The organism is Streptomyces sp. NPDC048411 (genome assembly GCF_040704695.1).
GTDB lineage: Bacteria > Actinomycetota > Actinomycetes > Streptomycetales > Streptomycetaceae > Streptomyces.
In genome coordinates this window covers 25872-35725 of the sequence record NZ_JBEZKL010000077.1, presented here as the reverse complement: position 1 = coordinate 35725, position 9854 = coordinate 25872, and the positions used below count along the sequence as shown (strand labels likewise).

11 protein-coding genes are annotated in these 9854 nt (G+C 70.5%); 3 read left to right on the top strand and 8 right to left on the bottom strand.

The features are described 5' to 3' along the window. Positions 1–8: 8 nt before the first annotated feature. From AB0915_RS24755 to AB0915_RS24740, 4 genes are read right to left on the bottom strand one after another with little or no spacing between them, the layout of a single operon-like run. Entirely contained in the window at positions 9–407 is a 399-nt protein-coding gene (locus tag AB0915_RS24755; protein WP_366693158.1) for a DUF742 domain-containing protein, read from the bottom strand. A gap of 22 nt (positions 408–429) precedes the next feature. Further along, positions 430–867: a roadblock/LC7 domain-containing protein gene (locus tag AB0915_RS24750; protein WP_366693157.1), complete on the bottom strand. Its 438-nt coding sequence runs from the start codon at positions 865–867 to the stop codon at positions 430–432. Further along, positions 864–3539, bottom strand: a complete 2676-nt coding sequence (locus AB0915_RS24745; protein ID WP_366693156.1) for a nitrate- and nitrite sensing domain-containing protein — start codon at positions 3537–3539, stop codon at positions 864–866. The genes AB0915_RS24750 and AB0915_RS24745 overlap by 4 nt, the downstream gene beginning before the upstream one ends. Before the next feature lie 59 nt (positions 3540–3598). Then, positions 3599–4462 (bottom strand): MHYT domain-containing protein, encoded by an 864-nt coding sequence (locus AB0915_RS24740; RefSeq protein WP_366693155.1) that lies wholly within the window; start codon positions 4460–4462, stop codon positions 3599–3601. 161 nt (positions 4463–4623) lie between these two features. Between AB0915_RS24740 and AB0915_RS24735 the strand changes: the two genes are divergently transcribed. Continuing rightward, positions 4624–5223 carry a methyltransferase domain-containing protein gene (locus AB0915_RS24735; protein ID WP_366693154.1) on the top strand — a complete coding sequence of 200 codons (600 nt, stop codon included), beginning with the start codon at positions 4624–4626 and terminating at the stop codon, positions 5221–5223. Between the two features lie 28 nt (positions 5224–5251). Here the strand turns inward: AB0915_RS24735 and AB0915_RS24730 are convergent, their stop codons facing one another. After that, entirely contained in the window at positions 5252–6154 is a 903-nt protein-coding gene (locus tag AB0915_RS24730; protein ID WP_366693153.1) for an oxygenase MpaB family protein, read from the bottom strand. A 109-nt stretch (positions 6155–6263) separates the two neighbouring features. Between AB0915_RS24730 and AB0915_RS24725 the strand changes: the two genes are divergently transcribed. Further along, complete coding sequence (locus AB0915_RS24725) at positions 6264–6572, top strand: hypothetical protein (RefSeq protein ID WP_366693152.1); 309 nt, start codon at positions 6264–6266, stop codon at positions 6570–6572. A gap of 118 nt (positions 6573–6690) precedes the next feature. Continuing rightward, positions 6691–7683 (top strand): hypothetical protein, encoded by a 993-nt coding sequence (locus AB0915_RS24720; protein WP_366693151.1) that lies wholly within the window; start codon positions 6691–6693, stop codon positions 7681–7683. A 153-nt stretch (positions 7684–7836) separates the two neighbouring features. On the opposite strand, the gene AB0915_RS24715 is transcribed toward AB0915_RS24720, so the two are convergent. The 3 genes from AB0915_RS24715 to AB0915_RS24705 form a co-directional block, all read right to left on the bottom strand. Beyond that, positions 7837–8379 carry an MOSC domain-containing protein gene (locus AB0915_RS24715; protein ID WP_366693150.1) on the bottom strand — a complete coding sequence of 181 codons (543 nt, stop codon included), beginning with the start codon at positions 8377–8379 and terminating at the stop codon, positions 7837–7839. 16 nt (positions 8380–8395) lie between these two features. Next, a complete protein-coding gene (locus AB0915_RS24710; protein WP_266977895.1) occupies positions 8396–8578 on the bottom strand; it encodes a hypothetical protein in 183 nt (60 codons plus the stop codon). Between the two features lie 96 nt (positions 8579–8674). Next, positions 8675–9799 (bottom strand): acyl-CoA desaturase, encoded by a 1125-nt coding sequence (locus AB0915_RS24705; RefSeq protein WP_366693149.1) that lies wholly within the window; start codon positions 9797–9799, stop codon positions 8675–8677. Positions 9800–9854 lie beyond the last annotated feature (55 nt).

Genomic DNA, 9854 nt, shown 5'->3' with positions numbered 1-9854 from the left:
GCCCGCCGCTACGTGCCGCCGCCCTGGGCCGCGGGCGTTTCGGGCCGGCTACCCGGCCCCGGCCCGCCTTCGCGCAGAGCGCGGCGGTGTCCCCGCACGCCCCCGACGGGGAGGTCGGCGTCGGCCGAGAGTTCCGCGACGGACTGGGACTCGGAGCGGCACAGTGTGAGCAGCGCGCGGTGTTCGGGGCCCAGCTGGGAATCCTCGGAGCTGTCCGGCGCCTGGTCGACGGCGGAGACGAGTGCGATCAGGTCGAAGTGCACTCCGCCCGGGCCCGGTTCGGTCCGCCCGCCCGTCATGGCGTACGGGCGGACCAAGGGCCCTGCTTCGGCGTCGTACCACTGGCTGCCCGGCAGGTCAGGCGGGTCCGGGAAGACCTCGATGAATCCGGGGCCCTCGTTGGTCATGTCCACTGCTGTCTCCGCCCTCTCAGCCGGCCGGGGACGGGGACACGGAGATGCGCGGCGGGGTACGCAGGTGCTCGCCGACCCGTTTGACGAGCCGGGCCATCTCGTAGGCAACCAGTCCGATATCGGCGAAGGCTGTGCTCAGTACGGCAAGGCAGGAACCCTCCCCGGCGGCTGCGACGAAGAGGAAGCCCTCGTCCATCTCGACCATCGTCTGGCGTACCTCCCCGGCCTGGAAGTGCCGTCCGGCGCCCTTCGCGAGGCTGTGGAAGCCGGAGGCGACCGCGGCCAGGTGCTCGGCATCCTCGCGGCTGAGGGCACTGGAGGCTCCCACGGCCAAGCCGTCGCTGGAGAGCACCACAGCGTGCCGCACTTCGCCGACCCGGGCCACCAGATCGTCCAGCAGCCAGTCGAGTTCGCCCGAGTGCCTGCGCGCCTCGGTCCGCTCGTTCGCGATCATGAGTGGTCTCCTTCGGTGCGGGGACGGAGTGCGGTGGTGGTTCGGTGGGGCGCCGCCGCACCTGGGGCGGCGCCGCCGCCGCGTACCCAGCCGTTGCGGTAGGCGGTCATGCGGTCCCTGGCCTGCTCCGGTGTGCGCTCGGCCGGTCCGTCCATGCCGTTCCCGCCGTCGATTCCGGTCGGCTCGGGCCGGGGTTCCTCGCGCAGTTGCGGGACGAGGTTGGCCTGCCGGACCCGGCGGGGAAGTGAGCTGTCGCCCTCCCCCTTGGGTGCGTAGGTCTCCCGGGCTTCCCCGCTCGCGGGGGCTTCCAGGCTCTGGCGGCTTTCCGCCCTCTCCCGGATCCCGCGGGTTCCGGGCTCGGCCCCGGCCGGCTCATCGCTCCGGTCCTCGACCGCTCTGCGGGGGCGTGGGCGCAGCGCGGTGACTCCGGCGGTGGGACCCGTCCGCGACTCCAGCGCAGGCACCGGAACCGGGGCGGGGAACGCGGTCGCCGCCTGCGAACGCGCCGCAAGGGAGCCCGGACCGGTTCCGAACGCCGCCCGGTCGCTCTCCTGCCGACGCTCGACCGATGCCTTCTCCGCTACGGCCTCTTCCCCGCCCGCCGGGAGCGCGTCCTGCAGCAGCACGGTCGGCAGCAGGACCACCGCCGTCGTTCCACCGTACGGCGACGTGCGCAGCTTGACCTTGATGTGGTGCCGGACCGAGAGCCTGCTGACCACGAAGAGGCCGAGCCGGTCGCTGTCGAAAAGGTCGAGTGCCTCCGCCTGCTCGATGCGCCGGTTGGCCTCGCCGAGGAGTTCGTTGCCCATGCCGAGTCCGCGGTCCTCGATCTCCAGGGCGTAGCCGTTGCCGACGGGTTCGCCGGTGATCCGGACCTTGGTGTGCGGTGGCGAGAACTGCGCCGCGTTCTCCACGAGTTCCGCGAGGAGGTGGGTGAGGTCAGCGACCGCCGTACCCTTGACCGCGGCATCCGGCAGTTGCCGCACCTCCACCCGGGCGTAGTCCTCGATCTCGGAGACGGCCGCGCGTACGACACTCGTCAGCGGTACGGACATCCGCCAGGCGCGCCCGGGGGCCGCACCGGACAGGATGATCAGACTCTCCGCGTGCCGCCGCATCCGGGTGGTGAGGTGATCGAGGCGGAACAGGTCGCTGAGTTCGCCGGGATCGTCCGCGCGGCGCTCCATGCTGTCGAGGAGATTGAGCTGGCGATGGACCAGCACCTGGCTGCGGCGGGCAAGGTTGACGAAGACCCCGGAGATGCCGTCGGCGAGTTCGGCGCGTTCGACGGCGGCGCTGAGAGCGGCCCGGTGCACGGTGCCGAGGGCCTCGCCGACCTGGCCGATCTCGTCGTGCGAGGCCGGGCCGGAAGGTGCCTCGGCCTGGATGTCGAGCTCCTCGCCCGCCCTGAGCCGCTGCATCGCACGGGGCAGTTTGCGGCGGGCGATCTCCAAGGCGCTGTTGCGCAGGCTGACGAGTTCGACGACGAGCTCACGACCGATGCGCACAGAGATCACCAGCGAGGCCGCGACAGCGACGCAGCCGAAGAGGACGGCCGCTCCGGACGGACTGAACAGTCCGCGGGTGAGCGGATCGGCGCGTTCCGCAGCACGTTCTGCGGCTCCGGTGCCCATGGTGCGCAAGTGGCTCCGTACGCTCGCCGCGGCCGGATCCCAGTCAGCGGCCGGCACCGCCTGGGCGGCTTCCCGGCCGGGTCGCGCGGTGAGCACCGTGTCCTCGGCATCCTCGATGCGGTGGTAGGCGGACCGGGTGGTGACCTTCTGCCAGACGGTGCGTTCGGTGGCCGGGAGATCGGCGCCCGCGGTCTCGGTGAGGTTTCTGCGGGTCTCCACCGCCCCGGTGAACTGGACCAGTTGGCGGCCGTCGAGGTGCTTGGTGAGGGCGGCTGCGGCGAGCAGTGCGTCCTCGCGGGCCAGCATCTCGTCGACGCGGGCCAGTTCGAGGAGTACGCGGGCGTCGGACCCGAGCGCGTCGTCCTGGATTCCGGTGAGGGCGCCGGAGACACCGAAACCCGCGGTGACTGCCTGGGTGTACCGGTCGTACACGGCGCTCGCGTCCCGCTCCTGGCTCCCCGTGCCCCCATCCGCGCGCAGTTCGTGCGTACGGTCGAGGAACCGGTCGAGCCGTTCGGCGACGCCCGCCGGGAGGCGGCCGGTATCGGCGATGGTGTGATCCTTGTCCAGTCGCAGCGCGGCGAGCGCGGTGTCGGTGCGTTTGGTCTGCTGTTCCAGTGCGGCGGCGTGGGCGCTGCTGGGGTCGGCGGTCTGGACCAGGGCGGCTCTGCGTTCGGCCTGGAGAGCGGTGACAGCGGTGGATATCGGCGATCGTACTTCTTCGTCCGCGAGTTTCAGCTGCCGCAGCCGTGCCACGTCCTGGGCCGTGTTGACCGTGGCGAAGCCCCAGAGAGCCAGCAGCGAGACGACGGGCACCACCAGCAACGAGATGATCTTCGCGCGTACGGTCCTGGGGCGCAGGGCCCGGCGTCCACGTGGCCCCGACGTCTGCTGCGTCAGCAGCAGACGTGCGTCGCGTTCGGCGCTCTCGTCGGCCGGCGGTCCCGCGTGTGCGCGGCGTCCGCGCGCCGCGGGCGCGGAATCGAGCCGGGCGGCATTCGTCGTGCCGGGGTCCGGGGTCGTGCGGGGTGGGCGCATGGCCTCCTCGTTCCGGGTGTGGAGCTGGGCAGGGGCGGAAGGGGGACTGTGCTGTGACGTCAGGGCGTCGCGGACGGAGAGAGGTCGGGGCCGCGGGAGCCACGCCGGGGGCGGGAATCTCGTCCGCGCTGCGCGAGGCGCGTCGAGGCCGCGTCGGTGGCCGGTTCCGTGATGCGCTCGGCGGAGACGTAGGCGGCGCGCTCCCGGGCCGTCGGCGACAGGGCGACGAACGCCGAGGTCAGGAAGAGGTATGAGCCGAGGCCGACGGCGAGGGGAAAGATGAACTGCATCGTCGTGGCCCCGGGGAGTTCGCTGCCGGAGGGGGTGACGCTGACACCGACGGCCATCATTCCGGTGTAGTGCATGCTGCTGACCGCCGCGCCCATGACGAGCGAGGCCAGTGCGACCGCGCGGGATGACTTGATGTTGAGGGCTGCCCAGAGAGCCGCCGTCGCGGCGACGACGGCAATGACCACAGAAAGGACGACCCGCAGGGGGTCGTAGTGGATCGTGCCGTGCAGCCGCAGCGCCGCCATGCCGAGGTAGTGCATGCTGGCCACGCCGAGGCCGGTACCGAACCCTCCGACGGCCAGCGCCCGGGTCCGGTCGCGGCTGTAACCGACGGCGAAGACGCCGCAGCCGACCACCAGCATGGCGCCGAGCAGACTGAGCAAGGTCAGCAGCACGTTGTAGCGGATCTCGGTGCCGGCCACGCCGAAGCCGAGCATCGCGACAAAATGCATCGTCCAGATGCCGGTTCCGAGGGCGGAGGCGGCCGTGATCAGCCAGTTGCGGCGCGAACGGCCGCTCGTGTCCAGTGCGCGCACGGTGCAGCTCAGTCCGAGCGCCGCGCCGATCGCTGCCATCGCGTACGACAGCGCAGGTGTCAGCCAGCCGAAGGTGGCGTGGTCCAGGTGTCCCATGGACCGGGGACGCTAGTCGCCATGGCGGCGCACGTTCGGGGCGCATTTCGAAAGCTGCCGGAATATGACAGAGAGATGATCCGGAACGATCAGGCCGTGCTCGAACATGCACACTACTTCCGTCCGGTTCACTCCGGTTGCCGGTGCGCGATCATGTCCCTATGGCCGATGACCACACACACGTCCAGGACTTCTTCACCACCCGTGCCGCGGACTGGGACACCCGTTTCCCGGACGACGGTCCGGCCTACGCCGCCGCCGTCGAAGCCCTCGGGCTGCGTCCCGGCGGCGCCGTCCTCGACGCGGGTTGCGGTACGGGACGTGCGCTGCCCGCCCTGCGAACCGCCGTCGGTCCGCACGGTACGGTCCTGGGCGCCGATCTCACACCGGCGATGCTGGACGCGGCGGTACAGGCCGGACGCGACCGCAGTGGCCAGCTGCTCCTCGCCGACGTCGCCCGCCTGCCGCTGCGGGCGGGGGTGCTCGACGCGGTGTTCGGTGCCGGGCTGATCTCGCACTTGTCGAACCCCGGGGCGGACCTGGCGGAGCTGGCCCGCGTCGTACGTCCCGGAGGGCAGCTGGCACTGTTCCATCCCATCGGCCGGGCCGCGCTGGCCGCACGCCACGGCCGGCAGATCACGGACGACGATCTGCGGGCCGGGCCCAACCTCCGGCAGCTGCTCGCGCGTTCCGGCTGGCAACTGGTCTCGTACACCGATGAGGACGCACGGTTCCTCGCACTCGCCGTGCGGACGGGCTGACCCGGGCCCGGCTCACCTACGCACGTGCTCACTCGACCGGGGCGCCCGGCCTCCGCTTGTGCGGGATCGGGCAGCCGCCGACGCCGGGGGTCGGGAACGTACCGAGCTCGCCGACCTCGTAACCGTCCGGATAGCCCTTGATCTCCGGGTTCTGGCGCGCATAGTGCGCGGTGGACCGGGGCGGCAGCAGTCGCACGGCCCTCGCCCGCAGCCGCAGCGCACCGCGGGTGAGATGGCGTGCGACGGGGCCCGGTCGTTCGTAACGGAACGCCCGCAGCAGCGCATCGTCGAGGAGTGCGAGGCTGGCCTTGCGTACGACGGGTGCGAGCGGACCCGGATACCAGGAGCCCATCAGTGCCAGCGTGGCGTCGGAGACGCTGCGCGCCCCTTCGTCCCAGCCGAAGTGCTCGTCCTCATACGTGTCGAGCGTGCGCTCGAATTCCTCGAAGGTCTGCGGCACGTCCTTGATGCCCATGTGCGCGCCCAGAGTGCGGTAGTAGACGGCGAACGCCCGCAGTTCGTGATCGGAGAGGCGGCGCCAGCCGTAGCTGCCGATCCAGCGCTTCGGAACCACAACGAACGTACACAGCACATAGCGCATGTCGTCATTGCTGATGTCGTAGCTGCGGTGCATCTGGTTGATCCGGCGGATCGCCGTGCGCCCCGGGTCGCTGTCGAAGCCGTGCTCCACCACGGTGTCGAGGAGCAGCGCGGTGTCGTCGTACCGTCTCTGTGAACGATCTGTCAGCTCAGCCGTTTCGGCGAGGAGTCGGCCGATGCTGGGGACCGCATACGTGCGGTACAGGGCCAGTTCGAGCGCACGGGTGATGTCCCAGGGGAACTCGTACGTCGCCGTGAGCCGGTAGATCTCCAGGAAGTCCCGCTCCGGATCGAGCCGCCTGATCTCCCTCAGCCGGTCGTATCGCTTCACCGCGTTGCCCCCGTTCCTCGATCGAAGGTCAAACTCTACGCGGAAAGGGAAGACCGTAAGTATGTACGACCGCACCACGCGTGCACGGCTCCCCGAAAGGCGGTCCCCCATGATCGACATGTTCATCAGTCTGCGGAAGGCTGTGTCACCTGGCCGGAAGGGTGAGCGGCCGGCGCCGCCGCGCGAGGAACGGCAGCGCAAACAGCACAATCTGTTCGACGCGGCCGCCACCTATGTCTCGGCTTGCGTGGACGACGACCAGGACCGGATGGACGAAGCGAGCGGCTGGGTGTCACCGGAGGCGCTCTCCTTCGGGGTGAACGAACTGGCCTGCCGGGCGGTCACCGCGCTGGCGCGGGAGACCGGCCAGTCGCCGCAGACCGTGGCCCGTACGCTGCTCGGCCTTCCCGCCGACTGAACCGCGTCGTTCGCTCGCCGACGGCGCGGTGGGTCCCGCCTTGTCAGGGCCTCGACGGCCGCGTTACCCACTGGTTAAGGTGCGCCGACGGAAAACGATGAGGGATGAGGAGGGTGCTGTGGCCGGGACGGACGACACAGTCGCCGACGAGGACGCACTGTATGTGCTGACCGCGGTGCTGCTGACACCCGCGCAGTTCCCGAGCGTGCTCGGGGACGACTACCCGGCGGCCTGCGCGGCACTCGGCCTCGAACCGTACGCCGAGGGTTACGGGCTGGTTCTCGGGCAGGACGACGGCGGGGCCCGGTGGACCGTCGTCGTCGATGATGTGTCCCTGGTTGCCGTCGCGATCGCCTCCTGGGACTGCGGTATGGAGTACGACCTCTCCCCCGACGACCGTTCGGTGGTCTGCGCGCTCCCTGGCTGGCCGCTGGCGCTGGCGGTCGCCGCGCCGGGGGTACCGGCGCCGCACGACCCGCTGCCGGACCCGGAGGCCGAGGGAACCGATCTGCCGCCGCTGAGCCCTCCCGACACGGAATCGTGGGGGCCTCCGCAGCGGCGGCTGGGCGCCGACGAGATCGCGTTGCAGTGGGCGGCGTGGCGCGAGCAGATCGATGACGCCACGGCGTTCGCGGATCCGGACGTCGCGGGCAGTGCCGATGACACAGAAGGCGAGAACGCCGCAGACGTCGCGCACGCTTCGGACCCCACGGGCTCCGCGGACGAGGAGGGCGCGGGAGACCCGGATACCGACGGAGGCACCGACGCGGACGCCTCCCCCGACACTTTCACTGCCGATACCGATGAAGAGCGCCCGGCCGACGACACCGTGTCCGCCGGCGTCCATCCCGGTGTCCGACGCGCGCTGGCAGAAGCCCATGCCTACGTGGACAGCCCACCGCCGATCGGACGTATCCGCTCCTCGTTCGCCCCCGGTGACGCCCGCACGCTGCGGGCCGACGGCCCCGGCTGGTCCCTGATCGCCCGGACCGACGACATCGCGTTCATCCTGCTGGACGAGGAACCCGGCGAGGTCCTGCCGGTCGGCCGCGGGGCGGAGCTGCCCGGTCTACTGAAGGCACTCGACGCGCTCGCCGTGCGACCGGCCTGAGTCCCGGCGCCCACTCCACGACCGGGCCGAGGGCGCTCGCAGCGCCTGCTCCGTCCCGGCGTGCGCCGCCGGGTCGCGAGTCGGCCTGTGGTTGAGCCGGGGGCTCCGCCCGCCACCTGCGCGGCCCTGCTGCCCTGTCCGCTCCGTCGGCCTCTACACACGCTCCAGCGGTCGGTGCGGTTCGGCGGGAAGTTCGACCACGACCCGGTCGCCGGGCCGGACCACCCCGCCGGTCATGACGATGCTCATGATCCCGGCCTTGCGCACGATGTTGCCCGCCTCGTCACGGCCGACGACCTGCTTGAGCAGCCCTTCCTGAAAGGTGTCGATCTGCAGGCACGGGTTGCGCAGACCCGTGACCTCGACGACGGCCTCGTCGCCGAGGTGCAGCAGCGTGCCCACAGGCAGCGCGAGGAGATCGACGCCACGCGTGGTGACGTTCTCCCCGAGGTCACCGGGGGCGACCTCGAAGCCCTCTGCACGCAGCTCGTCGAAGAGTTCCTCGTGGATGAGATGAACCTGGCGCAGATTCGGCTGGGTGGGGTCCTGTGCGACGCGGGAACGGTGCTTCACCGTGACTCCCGCATGAACATCACCCTCCACTCCGAGTCCGGTCAGCAGGGTAACGGTCTGGCGGTTCGGCTTGGTGAATGAGTAAACCCCGCTACTGCTCACCACGGTGACGGTCCCGCTCATCTACGAAGAACCCCTTTCAGCGGCCTATTTCCTTACGCGTGATCCTGCGGAGCCTGCGCCGCTGGGAGGGATCCAGCATCAGGTAGGCCACCGTCGGCACTCCGATCAGCACCAGCAGCGACAGCCAGAATCCGATGAACGGCATCAGGATGACTGCCGCGACGACTCCCCCGATGGCAATCTTTGCGCTGTTCGACATCGTCCACGCCTCCTACGCGGCTCACGCCGCTCCTGATGTGAGAACGCCTGCGCGTCCCCTTCGGTTCCAGCCCGCAGCGGCGGGCCTCCCGCCGGGTCACCGCAGCGGTGCGCCGACCTCGTGCATGTGCTGCAGCGCCTGCCGGTAGGACTCGATGAGTCCGGTCTCCGCGTACGGCATGCCGAGCGCCTCGCAGTGGGCGCGCACCAGGGGCTGTGCCCGGCGCAGATGGGGGCGGGGCATGCTCGGAAAGAGGTGGTGCTCGATCTGGTAGTTGAGCCCGCCGAGGAACCAGTCGGTGAGGACAGCGCCGCGCACGTTGCGCGAGGTGAGGACCTGCCGCTGAAGGTGCCCCCAGCCCCTGCCGTCGGGATCGGGCATCTCCATGCCCTTGTGGTTCGGCGCGAAGGCCATGCCCAGGTGGAGCCCGAAAAGTGCATGGTGCACGAGTGCGAAGACGACGGCCTTGCCGGGGGACATGACGGTGAGGAGCAGCGTCGCGTACAACCCGAGGTGGGTGACGAGGAGGGCTGCCGAGAGGGCCCGCTCACGGGCCGGCTGCTGCCGCAGGTACTGGAAGCCGGAGATCTTGAGGGCGATGCCTTCGAGAAGCAGCATCGGGAAGAACAGCCGGGCCTGGTTACGGGTCAGCCAGCGGGCGAAGCCTTCGCGCTGGGCCGCCTGCTTCTGGGTCCATACGAGGGCGCCGACGCCGACGTCCGGGTCCTTCTCGATGTGGTTGGGGTTGGCGTGGTGGCGTACGTGTTTGTCGTTCCACCAGGCCTCGTTCATGCCGAGGAGCAGATTGGCGTGGATCAGGCCGATGATCCGGCTCGCCTTTCGGTCGCCGGTGATCTGGGCGTGTCCGGCGTCATGGCCGACGAACGCCGTGCGGGCCCAGAAGACCGCCAGCGGCAGGGCGAGCAGCAGGGTCCACCAGGTGTCGCCGAGGAGGGCCAGGCCGGTCGTCACGGCGCCCAGGGCGAGGAGGTTGGCCGCGATGCGTGCCGCGTACCAACCGGTGCGCTGTTTCAGGAGTCCGTGTGCCTTGACGGCCCGCAGGAGAGGCGCGAAGTCGCTCCCGGAAGCTCCGGTGCCTCGCCCGAGTCCCGCCGGTGCGGCAGTTCCGGTGCCTGGGGCGTCTCGCGCTCCTCCGGCACTGTTCGCACTGCGGGCACGGTCGCGGGTGCGGTCCGCGACGGTGACTACGGCCTCGGGCATGACGTCTCCGGTCTCTGGGAGGCTTGAAATCTGCTCTGACCTGTTGAAACGTACG

Excerpts from the sequence above, each read along its gene's own strand:
- AB0915_RS24755 (WP_366693158.1), bottom strand. The coding sequence starts at position 407 with ATGACCAACGAGGGCCCCGGATTCATCGAGGTCTTCCCGGACCCGCCT.
- AB0915_RS24715 (WP_366693150.1), bottom strand. The coding sequence starts at position 8,379 with ATGAGCGGGACCGTCACCGTGGTGAGCAGTAGCGGGGTTTACTCATTC.
- AB0915_RS24750 (WP_366693157.1), bottom strand. The coding sequence starts at position 867 with ATGATCGCGAACGAGCGGACCGAGGCGCGCAGGCACTCGGGCGAACTC.
- AB0915_RS24710 (WP_266977895.1), bottom strand. The coding sequence starts at position 8,578 with ATGTCGAACAGCGCAAAGATTGCCATCGGGGGAGTCGTCGCGGCAGTC.
- AB0915_RS24740 (WP_366693155.1), bottom strand. The coding sequence starts at position 4,462 with ATGGGACACCTGGACCACGCCACCTTCGGCTGGCTGACACCTGCGCTG.
- AB0915_RS24735 (WP_366693154.1), top strand. The coding sequence starts at position 4,624 with ATGGCCGATGACCACACACACGTCCAGGACTTCTTCACCACCCGTGCC.
- AB0915_RS24705 (WP_366693149.1), bottom strand. The coding sequence starts at position 9,799 with ATGCCCGAGGCCGTAGTCACCGTCGCGGACCGCACCCGCGACCGTGCC.
- AB0915_RS24725 (WP_366693152.1), top strand. The coding sequence starts at position 6,264 with ATGATCGACATGTTCATCAGTCTGCGGAAGGCTGTGTCACCTGGCCGG.
- AB0915_RS24745 (WP_366693156.1), bottom strand. The coding sequence starts at position 3,539 with ATGCGCCCACCCCGCACGACCCCGGACCCCGGCACGACGAATGCCGCC.